The sequence below is a fragment of the Enterobacter kobei genome, from assembly GCF_001729765.1.
GTDB lineage: Bacteria > Pseudomonadota > Gammaproteobacteria > Enterobacterales > Enterobacteriaceae > Enterobacter > Enterobacter kobei.
In genome coordinates, this window is the sequence record NZ_CP017181.1 from 2,415,011 (window position 1) to 2,435,510 (window position 20,500).

The 20,500-nt window shown below is 57.1% G+C and carries 18 protein-coding genes and 1 pseudogene; 14 read left to right on the forward strand and 5 right to left on the reverse strand.

Going from position 1 to position 20,500, the window contains the following annotated elements:
* Window positions 1–85: 85 nt before the first annotated feature.
* Together BFV64_RS11670 and BFV64_RS11675 are read right to left on the reverse strand one after the other, a co-directional pair.
* Window positions 86–1,297, reverse strand: coding sequence for a diguanylate phosphodiesterase (locus tag BFV64_RS11670; protein ID WP_049010582.1), 1,212 nt, complete (start codon window positions 1,295–1,297; stop codon window positions 86–88).
* Between the two features lie 90 nt (window positions 1,298–1,387).
* Window positions 1,388–2,868 (reverse strand): annotated as a pseudogene (locus tag BFV64_RS11675) (alpha/beta hydrolase).
* Window positions 2,869–3,134: 266 nt separating this feature from the next.
* Between BFV64_RS11675 and BFV64_RS11680 the strand changes: the two are divergent.
* The 7 genes from BFV64_RS11680 to BFV64_RS11710 are packed head-to-tail and all read left to right on the forward strand — an operon-like array spanning window position 3,135 to window position 9,968.
* Window positions 3,135–3,989 (forward strand): MurR/RpiR family transcriptional regulator, encoded by an 855-nt coding sequence (locus BFV64_RS11680; protein WP_014883891.1) that lies wholly within the window; start codon window positions 3,135–3,137, stop codon window positions 3,987–3,989.
* 12 nt (window positions 3,990–4,001) lie between these two features.
* Entirely contained in the window at window positions 4,002–4,577 is a 576-nt protein-coding gene (ddpX, locus tag BFV64_RS11685; RefSeq protein ID WP_014883892.1) for a D-alanyl-D-alanine dipeptidase, read from the forward strand.
* Window positions 4,578–4,592: 15 nt separating this feature from the next.
* Complete coding sequence (locus tag BFV64_RS11690) at window positions 4,593–6,125, forward strand: ABC transporter substrate-binding protein (RefSeq protein ID WP_063614296.1); 1,533 nt, start codon at window positions 4,593–4,595, stop codon at window positions 6,123–6,125.
* A gap of 22 nt (window positions 6,126–6,147) precedes the next feature.
* A complete protein-coding gene (locus tag BFV64_RS11695; protein WP_014883894.1) occupies window positions 6,148–7,170 on the forward strand; it encodes an ABC transporter permease in 1,023 nt (340 codons plus the stop codon).
* Entirely contained in the window at window positions 7,167–8,063 is an 897-nt protein-coding gene (gene ddpC / locus BFV64_RS11700) for a D,D-dipeptide ABC transporter permease (RefSeq protein WP_014883895.1), read from the forward strand. Before BFV64_RS11695 ends, ddpC begins: the two co-directional genes overlap by 4 nt.
* Complete coding sequence (locus BFV64_RS11705; RefSeq protein WP_014883896.1) at window positions 8,060–9,046, forward strand: ABC transporter ATP-binding protein; 987 nt, start codon at window positions 8,060–8,062, stop codon at window positions 9,044–9,046. Before ddpC ends, BFV64_RS11705 begins: the two co-directional genes overlap by 4 nt.
* On the forward strand, window positions 9,039–9,968 hold the full coding sequence (locus BFV64_RS11710) for an oligopeptide/dipeptide ABC transporter ATP-binding protein (protein WP_045282127.1): 930 nt from the start codon (window positions 9,039–9,041) through the stop codon (window positions 9,966–9,968). Before BFV64_RS11705 ends, BFV64_RS11710 begins: the two co-directional genes overlap by 8 nt.
* Here the strand turns inward: BFV64_RS11710 and BFV64_RS11715 are convergent.
* On the reverse strand, window positions 9,965–10,714 hold the full coding sequence (locus BFV64_RS11715; RefSeq protein ID WP_069602100.1) for an SDR family NAD(P)-dependent oxidoreductase: 750 nt from the start codon (window positions 10,712–10,714) through the stop codon (window positions 9,965–9,967). The two genes, BFV64_RS11710 and BFV64_RS11715, sit on opposite strands and share 4 nt — an antisense overlap.
* A gap of 133 nt (window positions 10,715–10,847) precedes the next feature.
* On the opposite strand from BFV64_RS11715, the gene BFV64_RS11720 reads away from it, so the two are divergent.
* Window positions 10,848–11,753 carry a LysR family transcriptional regulator gene (locus BFV64_RS11720; protein WP_014883899.1) on the forward strand — a complete coding sequence of 302 codons (906 nt, stop codon included), beginning with the start codon at window positions 10,848–10,850 and terminating at the stop codon, window positions 11,751–11,753.
* A gap of 23 nt (window positions 11,754–11,776) precedes the next feature.
* Here BFV64_RS11720 and BFV64_RS11725 read toward each other — a convergent pair whose 3' ends face one another.
* Both BFV64_RS11725 and BFV64_RS11730 read right to left on the reverse strand, forming a co-directional pair.
* Complete coding sequence (locus BFV64_RS11725) at window positions 11,777–12,205, reverse strand: OsmC family protein (protein ID WP_014883900.1); 429 nt, start codon at window positions 12,203–12,205, stop codon at window positions 11,777–11,779.
* 75 nt (window positions 12,206–12,280) lie between these two features.
* Window positions 12,281–13,162, reverse strand: a complete 882-nt coding sequence (locus BFV64_RS11730; RefSeq protein ID WP_014883901.1) for a LysR family transcriptional regulator — start codon at window positions 13,160–13,162, stop codon at window positions 12,281–12,283.
* 110 nt (window positions 13,163–13,272) lie between these two features.
* Between BFV64_RS11730 and BFV64_RS11735 the strand changes: the two genes are divergently transcribed.
* The 6 genes from BFV64_RS11735 (at window position 13,273) to adhP (ending at window position 20,470) form a co-directional block, all read left to right on the forward strand.
* A complete protein-coding gene (locus BFV64_RS11735) occupies window positions 13,273–14,124 on the forward strand; it encodes a Vmh family MBL fold metallo-hydrolase (RefSeq protein WP_032628979.1) in 852 nt (283 codons plus the stop codon).
* A gap of 232 nt (window positions 14,125–14,356) precedes the next feature.
* Window positions 14,357–14,572: a biofilm-dependent modulation protein gene (bdm, locus tag BFV64_RS11740; RefSeq protein ID WP_014883903.1), complete on the forward strand. Its 216-nt coding sequence runs from the start codon at window positions 14,357–14,359 to the stop codon at window positions 14,570–14,572.
* Between the two features lie 95 nt (window positions 14,573–14,667).
* Window positions 14,668–14,805, forward strand: a complete 138-nt coding sequence (sra, locus tag BFV64_RS11745; protein WP_008501714.1) for a stationary-phase-induced ribosome-associated protein — start codon at window positions 14,668–14,670, stop codon at window positions 14,803–14,805.
* Between the two features lie 176 nt (window positions 14,806–14,981).
* Entirely contained in the window at window positions 14,982–16,679 is a 1,698-nt protein-coding gene (locus tag BFV64_RS11750) for an NAD-dependent malic enzyme (RefSeq protein WP_014883904.1), read from the forward strand.
* Between the two features lie 874 nt (window positions 16,680–17,553).
* Entirely contained in the window at window positions 17,554–19,263 is a 1,710-nt protein-coding gene (locus tag BFV64_RS11755) for an ABC-F family ATP-binding cassette domain-containing protein (protein ID WP_069602101.1), read from the forward strand.
* Window positions 19,264–19,459: 196 nt separating this feature from the next.
* Window positions 19,460–20,470: an alcohol dehydrogenase AdhP gene (adhP, locus tag BFV64_RS11760; RefSeq protein ID WP_069602102.1), complete on the forward strand. Its 1,011-nt coding sequence runs from the start codon at window positions 19,460–19,462 to the stop codon at window positions 20,468–20,470.
* Window positions 20,471–20,500: the final 30 nt, after the last annotated feature.

Below are 20,500 nucleotides of genomic sequence, written 5' to 3' on the forward strand. Positions count from 1 at the left end.
ACCTCGAAGCTAAACCATGTTAAACCGTTTTAGCTATTTAAGCACAGGCAGGACGACGGGGAAATAACGCGAGTGGAAAATTGCCTTAACGCACCAGGTGCGGCCAGTGAATATCACCGACGCCGTTAAGCAGCGGGCGGGCAAACAGGAAGCCCTGGAAGCGGCGGATCCCGGCAGATTCGAGCCAGCACCACTCCTCTATTTTCTCGATACCTTCCGCCACCAGGGTGATTTCGAGATCGGAGCAGCAGCTAATAATCGACCGTACAATCGCCTGTTTCGGACCGCTCAGGTGAATATCGCTGATAATCTCCCGGTCAATCTTAATTTTATCCGGCTGGAAGCGCGTCAGCAGAGAGAGACCGGCATAGCCGGAACCAAAATCATCAATCGCCATGCCAACCCCCTCACCGCGAAGTTGTTTAATGGCGCTGTTGAACTGATTCAGTCCGGATATCATCTCGTTTTCAGTGATTTCCAGCACCACCTGCTCTGGCTGAAGCCCGTGTTTTTTAATCTCACCGACCAGAAATTCCACTGCGCCAGGGACATTCACCAGCGACATCGGCAACAGGTTGACCGCAATTTTGTGGCTGCCAATCCCCAGCTTTTCCGCCAGCGCAAAGGCATAGGCTTTCGTCTGGAGATCGACCTGATAGAGGGTGTCCGGGTCAAGGGCGCGGAAGAACAGCTCCGGACTGCCGCCGTCATTGCTGCGGATAAGAGCTTCAAGGGAGCTGATCTTGCCTTCCGAAGGCTCAACAATCGGTTGAAGCGCAAATTGACAGGTTTGCGCGGCAATCAGGCCCAGAGACTCGCCAAAGGGTAAGGTTTCGGGTTCGAGCGCCCACTTTGCCGGATCGTAACGTCCACCCGACGGGTTCGGACGCTTATCTGTAATAAACGTCTGAATAAATTTGAATACGCGGTCATCGGAGGCCAGATAACTGTCGAGTTTGCTGTAACGCAGCACCGATTGCAGCACCTCTTTCGGCGACTGCGTCTGCAGATCGAACAGCAGCATCCCGACGTTTTCGAATCGTCTGCGCGGGCCATAATCCCGCATCAGTTCAACCACTCCGCTGTGCCGCTTGTCATCACGGATTTTATTGAACAGCCTGACCACGCCCTCTTCGGAACCTTCAAGAATTTGCAGAACGTCATCCCCTTTAGAGAGGAGCACACCGGTTATATTCAGCTTCGCGTTACGGCGTCTGGCACGCTCCACCACCTCCCGGAGTTCGGTTGACGGGTGGGATAAATTCAACTGGCTTCGGTAAATGAGAGTCGTCAGCACAAAACGGGTTCCGATGAGAGAGGTGCCTTAAAGGTATTATTTAACATACTTAATCATTGCGACCTAACATATTCACACAACAGAAGAACGTTACTTTTTCTCATCCCCGATTCGGCTGTTGATCCTCTCCTCCATGTAGCCGTAGAACGGGTTTGAGGTGACCCGCATCAGCGCCTCTTTCCCGACGCTCAATACAGACGTTTCCCCCAGAGCGCTATCGTCCCCAGGCTAATGCCGTAGCGGTTTTTCACGTCAGGCTCCCGGCCATACAGATCGTCATTCGGCGGGAACGGTACCGCAACGTGCGACAGGGAATAGACATCCTGCGGCCAGGACTGCCCAAGCGGCACGACCGTCTCGTGAGTGCTTCCTGCCGGGGTGATTTTCGCTACCGTTGAGAAACTGTGTTCATTAGCATTGGTAATAACCGTGACAGTGTAACGTCGTTCAACAGTAGGCAGCAGCGCTGAGGTGGCCGTCCAGGACGAGGGCTTGAACAGCGGACGGAAGCTCGCCGCCTGGTTGATATCAAATACCACCAGCTCGCTGCCATTTGCCGGAAGCTGATCAAACAAGCCGCTCACCACCGCGCGGGTGCTGACGGTGGAATCCATCACCGACTGGAATGCCAGAACCGGCGGCAGCGTTGCCAGCCTGTTTTCCCGCGCCTCCCGGCCAATCTGCTCCTGCAGCGCCTTCGTCAACAGCCACGACTGGCGGGCGGCGTTCACCGGGAACGAGTTGTATTTATACGGGTTATATTCCGGGGAAATATTCAGCCACGCCGCTTTGGCAAACGCCGGGAGCAGCGCCGGTAACCCGGCGAAACCGGCGAATCGCGCGAATGCCGTCACGCCGATCATCGGAGACAGCAGCACCAGTTGCTGCGGCTTACGCAGCGATGGCGCGTCAAGTGCATCGAGGGCATATTTCATCGCCAGCGCCCCGCCGTTGGAATAGCCCACCAGATGCAGGGGCACATTTTCTCCCGCCAGACGCGTCGCTTCCCGAACGGCAAGGCGCGTCGCCGCCAGCCACATCTCCCAGTCAACGTCCGTCAGCGCGCCAGGCGCGGTGCCGTGTCCGGGCAGGCGCGGAACCACGGCCACAAAGCCGTGGGCCTGATAATTCTGAGCAAGATGTCTGACGCTATAGGGTGAATCCGTCAGTCCATGAAGCAACACCACCGCGCCGCGCGGCTTTCCGGCTGGCATGAGTACAAAAGAGCGGTTGGCATCCGGTGAAAAGTGACCCGGCCAGACCAGGCTCTGGCGGTAATAGCGGTTTAGCGGCGTTTGTTCCTCATGCTCTGTTTTTGCCGTCACCGCGGTATTAAGATCGGCGAAAATGGCATTTTCGCGGGCAACATACCCGGCAAAGTCGGCGCCATCGAGCTCGCGTACGGACATCTCATCTGCCCGCCAGGTATGCCAGAGATGCAGTTCAGGCCCCTGCTGCGAGAGATAGACCCGCACTGCCAGCAGGACGACCAGTACGATCCCCACCACCATCGCTATTTTCTTAACAAGCACCATCAGATGCTCGCTGACTCGCCAGGGCCAATTCGCCATGCCGGGATCCCTTTCATGTCTACTGTGTTTCTATCTTATCAAAAATGTGAACGGGCTGACGTATTCACCAAATTCATACGTGCAGATTCTGTCACTGCACCAAAAGTGAACTACGCTGCACAAATGTTGATCATCCGTTAACTAAATATTGCATGAAGTTTACAGCAGAGCAGGCATTCCCTCGCCTGTGATCCTGGCACGCGTCATGCATTGTTAACGATGTAACACAAGATCGGCTTTTGACAGCGTGTTAACAGCGAGGCGGTATGACGACGAAACCTGAGATGTTGAGCCGTATCGAAACGATGTTTAGCCAGTTCACGCCCAGCGAAAAACGGGTCGGAAGCTGGTTGCTTGCCCACGCCGCGCAGATACCGTTTGAAACGGCTGAAAGCGTCGGTCAGGCGAGCGGGACGAGCGGGATCACCGTGGGACGCTTTCTGCGCAAGCTGGGCTACCGCAACCTGGAGGATGTCAAAAAGAGCCTGCGCGATCCGTATCAGCCCTGGGGTATGAACGAACGTCTGGACTCCTGGCAACAGCAGCGCCCCCTGCCCAACCGCCTTCAGCACGCCCTTTCGCTGGAAGTGGATGCCATCACGCAGGTGTATCAGCTCGCGCAAACGGACGTCTTCCGCCAGGTCGTACACAACCTGGCCCATGCGGATGCGGTGTTTGTGCTGGGGATCCAGTCCACCCGCGGGATCGCCAACGCCTTCTTCAGCCACCTTGAGTACCTGCGCCCGCGCGTGAGCTATTCGGAGGGGGCATCCGGAAGCTGGGTGGAATCCCTCAACTCGGGGTTTTCGCACCCTTATGTCGTGCTGACCGATACGCGCGCCTACTCCGCGATGGCCCGCCAGTACTGCCGCGTCGCGAGCGAAAAAGGCATTCCGCTGGCCTTAATCACCGACATCTGGTGTCCGTGGGCGCGGGATTATCCGATGGACTTACTGCAGGTGAAAACCGATACCGGTCATTTCTGGGATTCACTTGCCCCCGTGAGCTGTTTGTTCAACCTGCTGCTGTCGGGCGTGGTGGAAGCGTTGGGTGATGCGCTCCCGGCACGTCTGGCGGTAAACCGGCAATTACAACAAGAGTTTGGTCAATTCGAACGCTAAAGGAGCGGAGCTATGCCCGAAGAGAGTGAACTGATTGATGTGGCGAAGACATTTCCCACGCTGCATATCGATCTGAAGTACGCCACTGCCGACAACATCACCGGTCGCCCGATCTACCAAGAGGCGCTGTGCCTGCTGCATACCGACGCCGCCACCGCGCTGGCAAAAGCCATCAGCATTGCCACGCTGGCCGGGCTGAAGCTGGTGGTGTACGACGCCTACCGACCGCAGCAGGCGCAGGCCCAGCTGTGGGATGCCTGCCCGAACCCGGAGTATGTGGTCGACGTGGCGATTGGCTCCAATCACAGTCGCGGCACGGCCATCGACGTCACGCTGATGGACGAACACAATACCGTGCTGGATATGGGCGCCGGTTTTGACGAAATGCACGACCGCTCGCATCCGTATCACCCTTCCGTACCGCCGCACGCCCAGCGCAACCGTCTGCTGCTGAATGCCATCATGTTCGGTGGCGGTTTTGTCGGTATCAGCAGCGAATGGTGGCACTTTGAACTGCCGAACGCCGCCAGCTACCCGCTGCTTGATGACCGTTTTGCCTGTTTTCCCCTGACGCACACCCCTCTTTAAACCTGGAGCACTGCCATGAAAACATCGCTTCTCACGACCCTGATCGCCGCCACGCTGGTAATGAACGCTCCGCTGGCGCTGGCTGCCGTCCCGAAAGACATGCTGGTGATTGGTAAAGCCGCCGACCCGCAAACGCTCGACCCTGCCATCACCATTGATAACAACGACTGGACCGTCACCTATCCGTCCTATCAGCGTCTGGTCAAGTACAAGCCAGGCTCTACCGAGGTGGAGGGCGATCTCTCGACAGGCTGGAAAGCGTCCGACGACCAGAAAGAGTGGACCTTTACCCTGGCGGATAACGCGAAATTCTCCGACGGCACGCCGGTCACCGCCGAAGCGGTAAAACGCTCTTTTGAGCGCCTGCTGAAGCTCGGCCAGGGGCCGTCTGAAGCCTTCCCGAAAGATCTGAAAATTGATGCGGTAGATGACCATACGGTGAAATTCACCCTCAGCCAGCCGTTTGCCCCCTTCCTTTACACGCTGGCAAATGACGGGGCATCCATCATTAACCCGGCAGTGCTGAAGGAAAATGCCGCGGACGATGCGCGCGGTTTCCTGGCGCAAAACACCGCCGGTTCCGGGCCGTTTATGCTCAAAAGCTGGCAGAAAGGCCAGCAGCTGGTGCTGGTGCCTAACCCACACTGGCAGGGTGAAAAACCGCACTTTAAGCGTGTATCGGTAAAAATTATCGGAGAGAGCGCCTCCCGCCGATTGCAGCTTTCCCGCGGCGATCTGGACATTGCCGACTCCCTGCCGGTCGATCAGCTCTCGGCCCTGAAGCAGGAAGGAAAAGTCGCCGTCGCGGAATACCCGTCCCTGCGCGTGACCTATCTCTACCTCAACAACAGCAAAGCGCCGCTCAATCAGGTGGATTTACGTCGAGCCATTTCATGGGCGACGGACTACCAGGGCATGGTGAAGGGCATTCTGAGCGGCAACGGCAAGCAGATGCGCGGCCCGATCCCGGAAGGCATGTGGGGCTTTGACGCCACGGCGATGCAGTACAGCTTCGATGAGGCCAAAGCGAAAGCGGCCCTGGAGAAGGTCAAAGACAAGCCCGCCAGCCTGACCTTCCTTTACTCGGATAACGATCCGAACTGGGAGCCTATCGCCCTCTCAACCCAGGCCAGCCTCGGCAAGATCGGCATTAACGTCAAGCTGGAGAAACTGGCGAACGCCACCATGCGCGACCGCGTCGGTAAAGGCGATTACGACATTGCGATCGGTAACTGGAGCCCGGACTTTGCCGACCCCTATATGTTCATGAACTACTGGTTCGAATCAGACAAAAAAGGGCTGCCGGGCAACCGTTCATTCTATGAAAACAAAGAGGTCGACTCGCTGCTGCAGGCCGCGCTGAAAACCACCGATCAGGCAGAACGCACCAAAGATTACCAGCAGGCGCAAAAAGTGGTGATTGACGAGGCGGCCTACGTTTATCTGTTCCAGAAGAACTATCAGCTGGCGATGAACAAAGAGGTTAAAGGCTTCACCTTTAATCCGATGCTTGAGCAGGTGTTCAACATCGCCACCATGAGTAAATAACGAATTCGCCGGGGGAAAGTGTATGACGTTCTGGAGCATCGTGCGCCAGCGCTGCTGGGGATTACTCCTGGTGGTGGCCGGTGTCTGTATCATTACCTTTATTATTTCACACATGATCCCCGGCGATCCGGCCCGTCTGCTGGCCGGAGACCGTGCCAGCGACGACATCGTGCAAAACATCCGCCAGCAACTGGGGCTGGATCAGCCGCTGTATATCCAGTTTGGTCGCTACGTCGATGCTCTCGCCCATGGCGATCTCGGCACGTCCATTCGTACCGGACGTCCGGTTGCACAAGACCTGAAGGCCTTTTTCCCTGCCACGCTGGAGCTGGCCTTTTGCTCCCTGCTACTGGCGCTGGTCATCGGCGTGCCGTTGGGGATTTTGTCGGCGGTCTATCGCAACCGCTGGCTGGATCATCTGGTGCGATTAATGGCGATGACCGGCATTTCCACACCAGCCTTCTGGCTCGGTCTGGGCGTTATTGTGCTTTTCTACGGGCACCTGCAGATCCTGCCGGGCGGCGGCAGACTGGACGACTGGCTCGATCCGCCGACGCACGTCACCGGGTTTTACCTGCTGGATGCCCTGCTGGAGGGCAACGTCGAGGTCTTTCTCAATGCGCTTCAGCATCTGATTTTACCCTCGCTGACGCTGGCGTTTGTTCACCTGGGCATCGTGGCGCGTCAGGTGCGTTCCGCGATGCTGGAGCAGCTTAGCGAGGACTACATCCGCACGGCGCGCGCCAGCGGCCTGCCTGGCTGGTATATCGTCCTGCGTTACGCTCTGCCCAATGCGATGATCCCGTCGATTACCGTGCTCGGGCTGGCGCTGGGCGATTTGCTGTACGGTGCAGTACTGACCGAAACCGTCTTTGCCTGGCCGGGGATGGGTGCCTGGGTGGTGACGTCCATTCAGGCGCTCGATTTCCCTGCCGTGATGGGCTTCGCTGTCGTCGTCTCTCTGGCCTACGTATTGGTGAATCTGGTGGTCGATCTGCTTTATCTGTGGATTGACCCGCGAATTGGGCGCGGAGGTGCCGAATGATGTTAACGCAGGAAACGCCCGTCCCGGTTAAAACTGCCAGACAACGTATCAACTGGGCAAAACTGTTCTGGATGCTGCGACAAAGCCCACTCACGATAGTTGGCGGCGTGATTATGATTGCGATGCTCCTGGTGATGGTGACCTCACCGTGGATTGTGCCGCATGACCCGAACGCGCTGGATCTGACCGCCCGTCTGCAGGCACCGTCCGCACAACACTGGTTTGGTACCGATGAAGTGGGACGCGATCTGTTCAGCCGCGTCCTGGCAGGCAGCCAGCAGTCGATCGCCGCCGGGCTGGCGGTGGTGGTGATTGCAGGCGGCATTGGCTCGCTGCTGGGCTGTTTGTCCGGCGTACTGGGTGGGCGCGGTGACGCCATCATCATGCGGGTGATGGACATCATGCTCTCTATACCCTCTCTGGTGCTGACCATGGCGCTGGCTGCCGCGCTCGGCCCGAGCCTGTTTAACGCCATGCTGGCGATCGCCATTGTCCGCATTCCGTTTTACGTCCGTCTGGCGCGCGGCCAGACGCTGGTGGTCCGCCAGTTTACCTACGTGCAGGCCGCCCGCACGTTTGGCGCATCGCGCTGGCATTTGATCCGCTGGCATATTCTGCGTAATGCCCTGCCGCCGCTGATTGTGCAGGCTTCGCTGGACATTGGTAGCGCTATTCTGATGGCCGCGACGCTGGGGTTTATTGGTCTGGGTGCACAGCAGCCGACCGCCGAATGGGGGGCGATGGTGGCCGTTGGCCGTAACTACGTTCTCGACCAGTGGTGGTATTGCGCCTTTCCCGGTGCGGCCATTTTGATTACCGCCGTGGGTTTTAACCTGTTCGGTGACGGTATCCGCGACCTGCTGGATCCGAAGTCAGGAGGGAAACAGTCATGACCGAATCGGTATTACGCATTGAAGACCTGCACCTGAGCTTCCCGATTTTTCGCGGTGAGGTCCACGCGCTGAATAACGTCTCGCTGGAGATCAAAAGGGGTGAGATCGTCGGCGTGGTGGGCGAATCGGGATCGGGGAAATCCGTGACCGCAATGCTCGCCATGCGGCTGCTGCCGGAAGGCAGCTACCGGATCCATCAGGGCCAGGTGATGCTACTGGGTGAAAATGTCCTCGCGGCATCTGAGAAACAGCTCCGCCAGTGGCGCGGCGCCAGAGTGGCGATGATTTTTCAGGAGCCGATGACCGCCCTCAATCCGACGCGACAGATTGGCAAACAGATGGTGGAGGTGATCCGCCAGCATCGACCACTTTCCCGGCGGGAGGCGCAACAAAAGGCGATTACCCTGCTGGAAGAGATGCAAATCCCGGACGCGCACCAGGTGATGGCGCGTTATCCGTTCGAACTCTCCGGCGGCATGCGCCAGCGGGTGATGATCGCCCTTGCCTTCTCCTGCGAGCCGGAGCTGATCATTGCCGACGAACCGACCACCGCACTGGACGTTACCGTCCAGCTGCAGGTACTGCGCTTGCTGAAGCATAAGGCGCGGGCCAGCGGCACCTCTGTGCTGTTTATCAGCCATGATATGGCCGTGGTATCCCAGCTCTGCGACAGAATGTATGTGATGTATGCCGGTAGCGTGATAGAGAGCGGCGCCACGCAAACGCTGATCCATGCCCCAGTTCATCCCTACTCCATTGGCCTGCTGAAGTGTGCGCCGGAGAACGGTCAGCCGCGCGATCTGCTCCCGGCCATCCCCGGCACCGTCCCCAACCTCAGCCAGCTTCCGCAGGGATGCGCATTCCGCGATCGCTGCTTTGCCGCTGGGGCGAAATGCAGCGAAACCCCGCGCTTACACCCCCATGGCGCAGAAGGCCAACAGGCTGCCTGCTGGTATCCGCAACAGGAGAAACCCCATGTCTGATGTGCTGTTGGAACTGGATAGCGTGCACGTAAACTTTGCGGCACGTAAAAACTGGCTGGGCCGCGTCACCGAGCAGGTGCATGCGCTCAACGGACTCGATCTGCAGATCCGCCGGGGAGAAACGCTGGGCATTGTCGGGGAATCCGGCTGCGGTAAAAGCACGCTGGCCCAGCTGCTGATGGGCATGCTTAAGCCCAGCACCGGGGCATACCAGCGGGTAAACCACGCGGGCGGCATGCAGATGGTGTTTCAGGACCCGCTCTCGTCGCTCGATCCGCGCTTGCCGGTCTGGCGCATCATCACCGAGCCGGTGTGGGTGCAAAAACGCAGCCCCGAACGGGAACGCCGACAGATGGCGGAAAACCTGGCGTTGCAGGTTGGCATTCGTCCGGAATATCTCGACCGGCTACCGCACGCCTTTTCCGGCGGCCAGCGCCAGCGCATCGCCATCGCCCGGGCTCTCTCGTCCGATCCGGACATCATCGTGCTCGACGAACCGACCAGCGCGCTGGATATCTCCGTGCAGGCGCAAATCCTCAATCTGCTGGTGACCCTGCAACAGCAGCGTAATCTGACTTATGTGTTAATTTCGCATAACGTCTCGGTGGTCCGACACATGAGTGACCGCGTGGCGGTAATGTACCTCGGGCAGATTGTGGAACTGGGCAGCGCCGCCCAGGTGCTGGGGGAACCGCGCCATCCTTATACCCGTCTGTTGCTCGATTCGGTTCCCCGCACCGGTGAACCGCTGGATGAAACGCTGGCGTTACGCAAAACGGAGCTTCCCGGAAACCGTCACCTGCCCAAAGGCTGCTTTTTCCGCGACCGTTGCCCACTGGCCACGCAGGGGTGTGAAGATCCCCAGGCTTTACAGCCCTCTCACGAGGGCCGTCACGTTCGCTGCTGGCGCAGCCTGGGTTAGATTTGCGCCATCCCGCCGTCCACAAACAGCTCGGTGGCGTTAATAAAGCTGGCCGCATCGGAGGCCAGAAACGCCACCGCTTTCCCTACTTCACCCGGAGCGCCTAAACGTCCGAACGGGACCTGCGCGGCCAGCGCATCGTACAGCCCCTGACGGTGTTCTTCCGGCACCAAATCACCGAGCCCCGGGGTTTTGATTGGGCCCGGACTCACCACGTTGACGCGGATCCCGCGGCCCTGCAAATCCAGCGCCCAGGAGCGGGCAAAGTTGCGAACGGCGGCCTTACTGGCGCTGTAGACGCTAAAGTTTGCCGTCCCCTTAATGGAGACCGTCGAGCCGGTCAGAATAATCGACGATCCGGCGGATAAGAGCGGCAGCGCCTTCTGCACCGTAAAGAGCTCGCCGCGGACATTAGTACCGAAAATACGGTCAAACTGCTCTTCGGTGATCGCGCCCAGCGGCAGCATATCGCCGCCCCCCGCATTGGCGAACAGGATATCCAGACGGCCTTCCTCTTTTGCAATCCGGGCATAAACCTCATCCAGATCGCCGAGTTTAGAGACATCCGCACGAATGCCTACCGCGGTTGAAGCAATTTCAGCCACCGCCGCGTCCAGCTCGGCCTGGCGACGCCCGGTGATGTATACCTTCGCGCCCTGAGCCGCCAGCTCCTGCGCCGTGGCAAGACCAATACCGGTGCTGCCGCCGGTGACCAGTGCGATTTTTCCTGAGAGAGTCGTGTTCATGTCATTTACCTTTTGTTGGGTTTGATTTGCGCGCTTTCGCTCGCGTTGAACAAACTTTAGCCCTTGCAGCATTAATGAAAAATGGGCAAAAATGAAAATGACTATTCACATAAAGAAATAATCAGAGGGCCTGATGGACCAGTTAATGGCAATGCGTGCCTTTACGCGGGTGGTGGAATCCGGCAGTTTTACGCGCGCGGCGGATTCGCTGAATATGCCGATAGCCACCCTGAGCAAGCTGGTGAAATCTCTCGAAACGCATCTTGAGATCCGCCTCCTGCACCGCACCACCCGCCGAGTCGTCACCACGCCTGAGGGGGCGGAATACTATGAAAAAGCACTCAGGGTGCTGATTGATATCGAAGATATTGACACCTCTTTTCGCGTTTCTCGCGCGACGCCAAAGGGGCATCTGCGCGTCGACATCGGCGGCTCCACCGCCCGCGACGTGCTCATCCCCCTGCTACCAGATTTCATGCAGCGCTACCCGGATATCCGGATCGATCTTGGGGTGGCCGACCGGCCCGTAGACTTAATCAGCGGTAACGTAGACTGTGTTATTCGCGGCGGCCCGCTGAACGACTCAACACTTATTGCCCGACATCTCGGCAATGCTGAAATGGTTACCTGCGCGACGCCGGGTTATCTGAAGAATCATGGCGTCCCGGCCTATCCGCAGGAGCTGCGCAACGGCCACAAATTGATAAGCTATCTCTCTCCGGTCACCGGGCGGGCCTTTCCGTTTCGCTTCAGACAGGATGGCGAGGCGCTGGAAATCAGCATTCCACACTATCTCGGCGTCAATGAAAGCAATGCCCATCTCGCGGCTGCCGCGGCGGGACTTGGGATTGTTCAGACTTTTGAGTATTCGGCAAAGCACTATTTGCAGACGGGAACATTGACGGCAATCCTGAGCGACTGGCGCCCTGCGGCCTATCCGTTTCATGTGGTTTACCCCCAAAACCGGCATTTAACGCACCGCCTGAAGGTATTTATTGCCTGGCTGGCGGAGGTATTCCCCGCCGCGCTGAAGGGATAGCCGGGCGCGAACCCGGCTGGGGCTTAGTTGAGTTTGTAATCGAGCGTGATGTCGGCTTTCAGCAGCTGCGACACCGGGCAGCCTGCTTTCGCTTTCTGAATGATGCCGTCAAACTGCTGAGGCGCGATGCCGGGAACAGTCACCTTGCTTTTCAGCGCAACCTTTGTGATGGCAAAACCGCCGTCGGTTTTATCCAGCGAGACGTCTGCAGTGGTATCAATGGAATCGGCGGTATAGCCCGCCTCGCCCAGCATCAGCGAAAGCGCCATCGAGAAACAGGCGGCGTGTGCCGCGCCAATCAGCTCCTCAGGGTTGGTCCCCTTTTCACCCTCAAAGCGGGTGTTAAAGCCATAAGGCTGCTGATTGAGAACGCCGCTCTCGGTAGAAACCGTTCCTTTCCCGCGTTTAATGTCGCCAGACCAGTGTGCTGAACCGTGCTTATGAATAGTCATTCTTGCTCTCCTTTTGGCTTACAAAGGGTTAAGTATAGAAGGCTACTCAGATTCTGCGGCGAAGACAGAAGAGTCTTAGCCACTGAACACATGTTGCGCCAGTGCATCAAGGAATGCGCGCAGTGCGGCAGGTTGATATTCTCGGGACTGGTAAATGCCATGGATGGCAAGCGGTTTCGGCTCCAGCACGCTCAGAACCGGCACCAGTAATCCCTGCGCCAGCGCGTCAGATGCCTCACGCTCCGGCAACATGGCGATACCGCAGTGGTTAATCGCGGCGTCCATCAACAGCGATGAGATGCTGGCGCTCAGGTTGCCGCTGACGGCCACGCTCAGGCTTTCACCTTCCGGCGTAAGAAAATGCCAGGACTGCCCGGCGAAAAAGCTGTAGTGCAGGCAATTATGCTGCGCTAAATCTTCGGGACTGACGGGCGTTCCGTGCTGAGCAAGATAGTCCGGCGAGGCGCAAAGGACTGAACGACACTCCCCCAGTCGGCGGGCGATCATGCCCGGTTCGGGGGTGTCGGTAATGCGCACGGCGACATCAATACGCTCCCCTACCAGGCTCACCGGGTGGTTGTTCACATCCAGCTCGATGCGCAGCTGCGGGTAGCGCGCGAGCAGCCCGGGGAGCACCGGCGCAATCAGGTGCATGGCGGTAAAGTGCGCACAGGCGACCCGCAGCGTGCCTGACGGCAAATCTTTCTCCGACTGGCCTTCAATCTCCTGCGAGAGCTGCGAAAGCGTCCGCGTTTTCTGCAACACTTTTTCGCCGGCTGCCGTCAGCGTCAGCTTGCGCGTGGAGCGGTTAACCAGCCGTGTTCCCGCCCACTTTTCCATTTGTTCCAGGTAGCGGCTCACCATCGGTCGCGAGATCCCCAATGCGCGGGCCGCCGCGCTCAAACTTCCCAGCTCGCATATCCGGTTGTAGACCTGAGCGGCAATAACGCGATCCATATACGCTCCATTTGCTCGATTTATGAAACTAAGCATGTCTTGTTTCAGGAATTCTGGCAAATACAAATATCCGTACAATAGAGACTTTCCTGAACCACAGAGACATGATGATGAAGCTTACTCGCCTTGCATTGCTTTGCGCCCTTTTCACACCGGCTGTTTTTGCCGCGCCGTTGACGATTGACACGTATAACCCGCAGGAAAAAGGCATTTTCGCGGTCTCTTCCACACTGGTATCTGGCCCGAAAGAAGCCGTTCTGTTTGACGCTCAGTTCAGCGTGAAAGATGGCGAAGCGCTGGTGGAGAAAATTCGCCGCAGCGGTAAAACGCTGAACAAGATTGTGATCACTTCCGGCGATCCGGATTTCTATTTTGGTCTGCAACCGCTGGTAAAAGCCTTCCCGAATGCCAAAGTGGTGGCCACGCAGCAGGTGGTTGACCATATTAAGGCCACCAAAGACGCCAAACTCGCCTTCTGGGGCCCGCAGATGAAAGACGGCGCGCCAACGACGCTGGTCGTTCCGCAGGTGCTCGCCTCAACCACGTTTATGGTTGACGGGGAAAAGATCGACATTGAACAACCAGACAGTTACGCGGCTTACGTGTGGATCCCGTCTGCGAAAACGATCCTCGGTGGCACCGGTGTCTCCTGGGGTATTCACGTCTGGACGGCAGATACCCAGACGCCTGCTCGCCGCCAGCAGTGGCAGCAAACCCTGGACAATATGGCTGCGCACAAACCTGAACGCGTGATCCCGGGTCACTATCTTGGGACTCCGCCTGCCGGAACGGGCGCGATTGATTTTACGCGTGGCTACCTGCAGCATTTTGAACAGGCTTTATCCGCACACAAAGACTCCGCGGGCGTTATCGGCGCGATGAAAAAACAGTACCCGGATCTTGCCGAAGAGAGCTCCCTGGAATTAAGCGCCAAAGTAAATACCGGCGAAATGAAGTGGTAAGTTAAAAACGGCTCCTGCTATATTTCCCCCATAGCAGGAGCACCGCCCAAATATCCTCGTTGCCCAACGTCCATTTATCCCCACGTTTTAAAAGTGCATAAAAGCATGCACTTATGACATTTTCGTTTCTAAGATGAATCTTAGCCACAACGGGTAAAATATTTGCCATTCTGTTTATGAATTACATTTTTTGCGAGCCGTACCATTAAACAGACAACGACACGGAGGCAGCATGTTTACTTATTACCCGGCTAATACTACAGCAGCACAACCTGAGCTCGTTAACGCGATTGCGCAGGGTCTTCACGCCGAACACGGTGCTGTGACTGAAGATGACATTTTGATGGAACTGACCAGGTGGGTGGAATCCACGGATAATGACATCCTCAGTGACATCTACCAGCAGACCATTAACTACGTCGTCAGCGGGCGAAACGCACCTTTGTAAAAACCTGCTAAGCTGGATCTGCAACCTAAGGGGTTACATTTCGTTTGCGTAAGCAAACTGGTCCTTAAAACTATCAACAGGATTGAGGAGTTAACATGAAATCGAACCGTCAGGCACGCCACATTCTGGGACTGAACTACAAGCTTTCTAATCAGCGTAAAGTGGTGATTGAAGGCGACCACGAAACGCAAGTCACTCACGCCACCGGCAGAAAACGCCACGCGGGCAAGTAAGTTCCAGACTGAGACAGAGAACACCATCGGCAAAACCGATGGTGTTTTTGTTTATGTGTTGCGGTAATTAATATTCAGCTCCTTTATAATACCGCCCGACCGCACCCCATCGCACAGGCCAGAAAGATGACAAACAGCAGTGTCAGGGACGGATCTTCAAAAAAAGAGTGAGTGACATGGACAACAAACTGAAAAAACATCGTTCCTTATATATCCCTTATGCCGGACCGGTTTTACTCGAATTCCCCCTGCTCAACAAAGGTAGCGCCTTCAGCATGGAAGAGCGCAGCAGCTTCAACCTGCTGGGTTTACTGCCCGAAGTGGTTGAAACCATCGAAGAACAGGCAGAGCGCGCGTGGATCCAGTATCAGGGCTTCAAAACCGAAATCGACAAGCACATCTACCTGCGCAACATTCAGGACACCAATGAAACCCTCTTCTACCGCCTGGTGCAGAACCATCTGGAAGAGATGATGCCGGTGATCTATACCCCGACCGTGGGTGCTGCCTGCGAGCGTTTCTCTGAGATCTACCGTCGCTCCCGCGGGGTATTCATTTCTTACCAGAACCGTCACAACATGGACGATATTCTGCAGAACGTGCCTAACCACAACATCAAAGTCATTGTGGTCACTGACGGCGAGCGCATTTTGGGTCTGGGTGACCAGGGCATCGGCGGAATGGGTATTCCGATCGGTAAGCTGTCACTGTACACCGCCTGTGGCGGCATCAGCCCGGCGTATACCCTGCCGGTAGTGCTGGATGTGGGTACAAATAACCAGCAGCTGTTGAACGATCCCCTGTATATGGGCTGGCGTCATCCGCGTATTACCGACGAAGAGTACTACCAGTTTGTCGACGATTTCATCCAGGCCGTGAAACACCGCTGGCCGGACGTGCTGCTGCAGTTCGAAGACTTTGCGCAGAAGAACGCGATGCCGCTGCTGAACCGCTATCGCGATGAGATCTGCTCCTTTAACGACGATATCCAGGGCACCGCAGCCGTGACCGTGGGTACGCTTATCGCCGCCAGCCGCGCAGCCGGCAGCCAGCTGAGCTACCAGAAAATCGTCTTCCTCGGCGCAGGCTCCGCAGGCTGCGGTATCGCCGAACAGATTATTGCCCAGACGCAGCGTGAAGGCCTGAGTGAAGAGCTGGCCCGCTCCCGCGTGTTTATGGTTGACCGTTTCGGCCTGCTGACCGACGGTATGCCGAACCTGCTGCCGTTCCAGACCAAACTGGTGCAGAAACGCGAGAACCTGAAAAACTGGGATACTGACAACGAAGTCCTCTCCCTGCTGGACGTGGTGCGCAACGTGAAGCCGGATATTCTGATCGGCGTTTCCGGACAAACCGGCCTCTTCACGGAAGAGATTATTCGTGAGATGCACAAGCACTGCGAGCGCCCTATCGTGATGCCGCTTTCCAACCCGACCTCCCGCGTAGAAGCGACGCCGCAGGACATCATCGCCTGGACCGAAGGTAACGCGCTGGTTGCGACCGGCAGCCCGTTCGATCCGGTGGTATGGAAGGATAAAACCTATCCGATTGCCCAGTGCAACAACTCCTATATCTTCCCGGGTATTGGTCTGGGCGTGATCGCCTCCGGCGCGTCTCGCATTACCGATGAGATGCTGATGTCCGCGAGCGAAACCCTCGCGGGCCACTCGCCGCTGGTCAATGATGGTGAAGGGCTGGTACTGCCTGAGCTGAAGGACATCCACAAGGTGTCGCGCGCTATCGCGTTTGCGGTAGGTAAAATGGCGCAGCAGCAGGGCGTGGCGGTGAAAACCTCTGCCGACGCGCTGCAGCAGGCTATTGACGATAACTTCTGGAAGCCTGAATACCGCAGCTATCGCCGTACCTCGATTTAATTCTGCGGCCCAATCGCCCGGTGGCGCTTCGCTTACCGGGCGTACGGGGGCCCTCCCTGTGGGCTCAGGAATCCCAGTAATTTTTATACCGGAAGCGATGAAGGTTGCTTCAGGAAAATGAATGACTTACAGCGACGCCCTGGTCCGGCTGTTAATCGCCGAAGCGTTACCGTAAGGCCGGGGCGAGGCGCAGGGATGCGCCGAGAGGGCGTGGCCTGCAGGGATGCAGGCTCATGCCCGACCCGATAGCCTGAAGGAATAAGCTGAGGACAAAATTGCCGGGAGCAATTTTGGACAGCGCATGCGCTGGCCCCGAAGGGGTGAGCCCCAGGGATGGGGCGAACAATCCGCGAAGCGGCGATTTACCGCCGGGAGCCCGGGTCGCCAGGGTGGTGGCGATTGAGCCACCCTGGCACGTTCACCGGGCATGTCGTTACAAAGTAGCAAGGAACATAAAGTGAACGGAATGACCACCAGAGCCGTATGTTCCCCCTCACCCCAGCCCTCTCCCTCAAGGGAGAGGGGGTAGTCTGTGCAGGTATTATTTTGTGGGGTTTCCTCAGCCCTACGGGTGAGGGCATCAGACCGCACCATCGAATCCCACTAGCCAAACCCCCTTTCCCCCGCTACACTCCTTTCATCCATTAACCTACTGAATATATAAGGAGGCCAATTATGCTGTACTGTGAAATTTTCAATGTTTCACATACATTTGGTGATCGCACCCGCTCAAGCGTTATCGGTATCGTGCTGCGATAACTTCTGCTTGAGCGAAGACACCAATCCCTGAAATCCCTTCTCTCGGGCTTACTGAGTTATCGTCAGCGATGTTTGACGAGGCATAAACATGCCTGTAACTCTTGGGTAAGCAACAATGAGCACTTTACTCACTGCACAATCTTTACGTGTTGATACGGCGTTTGGCACGCTCTTCGACTCCCTTTCTTTTACGCTGAAAAAAGGCGACCGCATTGGCCTGCTGGGCGATAACGGCTGCGGAAAAAGTACACTTTTAAAGGTGCTGGACGGCACAGACTCCCCCGCCGCCGGTACGGTAGCGCTGGCCGGACACTGCCTGATGGCGCGCGTTGAGCAACATCTTCCGGACGCTATTTTCCCGCTGACCATGCTGGATGCCGTACTCGCACAGCTGCCTTTAGCTGAGCGCGATAGCCTGCGCTGGAAAGCCGAAACGCTGCTGGCCGGCATGGGCTTTACCCCGCAGGATATGACGCTGCGCTCCGCCACGCTGAGCGGCGGGCAACACACCCGGCTGCTGCTGGCGCGGGCGTTGATTCACGAGCCGGATCTGCTCCTGCTGGATGAACCCAGTAACCACCTCGATTTGCCGACCATGCTCTGGCTGGAACATTTTTTACAGAACTGGTCAGGCAGCTTCGTGCTGGTCTCGCACGACCGACAGTTGCTGGATGCCGTCACAAACGGCAGCTGGATCCTGCGCGATAAAACGCTGCACTACTTTGCCCTTCCCTGCACGGCCGCACGCAAGGCGCTTGAAGCAAAAGATGAAAGCGACGCGCAGCGCCACAAGGCGGAGCAAAAGGAGATCGACCGCGTGACCGCCAGCGCGAAGCGGCTGGCGACCTGGGGCAAGGTTTACGATAACGAAGACCTGGCCCGGAAAGCCAAACAGATGGAAAAACAGGTCGAACGGCTGAAGGAGAGCCAGACGGCGCTTACGGCTGGCAGCCAGTGGACGTTAACCCTGCGCGGCGATGCGCTTCGCGCCGACCGACTGCTGGAGATAGAAAACCTCGGCGTGCCGCCTGCGCCGGGGCTTTCTGAGCTGTTTAACATCGACATCGCGCGTCTGAAAAGCGGCGATCGCGTGGCGATTGTGGGTCGTAACGGCTGCGGAAAATCGTCTCTGATGAAGCTTATCTGGCGCTGTTTTAGTGATGAGCAGAGCGATACGGGGCTGAAACTTCATCCACGCGTGTCAGCTGGCTATTACGATCAGACGCTGAACCAGCTGCCGGATGACGCCACGCTGTTTGACGCGCTGGAGCCGTTCGCGCCCGACCCGCAACACAGAAAAATGGCGCTCATCAGCGCCGGATTTCCGTGGGCGCGTCACGGACAAAACGTCAGTACGCTCAGCGGTGGCGAACGCTCTCGACTGCTGTTTGTCGGCCTGACGCTTGCCCGCTATAGCCTGCTGATGCTCGATGAGCCGACCAACCATCTCGACATGGAGGGGAAAGAGGCGCTGGCGCAAACCCTGCAGCAGTTTGAGGGCGGCGTCCTGCTGGTCAGCCACGATCGTCAATTAATTAGCCAAAGCTGCAACCGTTTCTGGTTAATTGAAGAGGGAAAGCTGAGCGAATGGCATGATGCAGAATCGGTATTCGAGCGGCTGCGTGAAAGCGCGGGACTGGTAACATCCCCAGCTCCCGTCGACGCCACGACCATGCCTGTATCCCCCTCTGACGATCTGCTTGAACGGCTTGTCGCGCTGGAAACATTGCTGGAAGACGATCTCGCGCGGAAGCCAAAGCATCAAAAACCGCAGCTACAGGCACAATGGCGTAAAGAAATTAAGGAGATAGAAGCACAGCTGTAACGCTGCGCCCGGCGAGCCTCTCGTCGGGCCAGTATTTTCCCCCTTAATTATTAGAGGAACATCCTTTTCTTAATCTGAAATCACCTTAAATGATGACATTATGTTGCGGGCACCTTGCATTACAGCGCTTAAGCATTAATCCTTGAGGAGTATTACACCTGCTATGCAGATACTCATCATGAACAAGGAGATACACATGAAGGCTGCTGTTGTTACTCAGGATCATCAGGTTAACGTTACCGAAAAAACCTTGCGCCCGCTCAAGCACGGGGAAGCCCTGCTGAAGATGGAATGCTGTGGCGTATGCCATACCGATCTTCACGTAAAGAACGGTGACTTTGGCGATAAAACCGGGGTGATCCTGGGCCATGAAGGGATTGGCATCGTCAAAGAAATCGGCCCTGGCGTGACGTCGCTGAAGGTCGGCGATCGCGCAAGCGTAGCCTGGTTCTTTGAGGGCTGTGGTCACTGTGAATACTGTAATACCGGCAACGAAACCCTGTGCCGCGATGTAAAAAATGCCGGTTACTCCGTTGATGGCGGCATGGCGGAAGAGTGCATCGTCACCGCCGACTACGCGGTAAAAGTACCGCACGGACTGGATTCTGCTGCCGCCAGCAGCATCACCTGCGCCGGTGTCACCACTTACAAAGCGGTGAAGATCTCAGGTATTAAACCGGGCCAGTGGATTGCCATTTATGGTCTGGGTGGACTGGGCAACCTTGCGCTGCAGTATGCTAAAAACGTCTTTAACGCCAAAGTCATCGCGCTGGATGTTAATGACGAACAGCTGAAGCTTGCCGCCAGCATGGGTGCGGATTTGACCATCAACTCCCGCAGTGAAGATGCCGCTAAAATTGTGCAGGAAAAAACCGGCGGCGCACATGCTGCTGTCGTCACTGCCGTCGCAAAAGCGGCCTTCAACTCCGCGGTAGATGCCGTGCGCGCCGGTGGTCGTGTGGTCGCGGTTGGTCTGCCACCGGAAGCGATGAGCCTGGATATTCCGCGCCTGGTGCTGGACGGCATTCAGGTGGTGGGTTCACTGGTTGGTACCCGTCAGGATCTGCAGGAAGCGTTCCAGTTTGCGGCGGAAGGTAAAGTGGTACCGAAGGTGACAATGCGTCCAATCGAAGACATCAACGCCATCTTCAAAGAGATGGAACAGGGTCAGATCCATGGCCGTATGGTGATTGATTTACGCTCATAAGCGCTCATCATTTATCACCGCTCCTGAAAG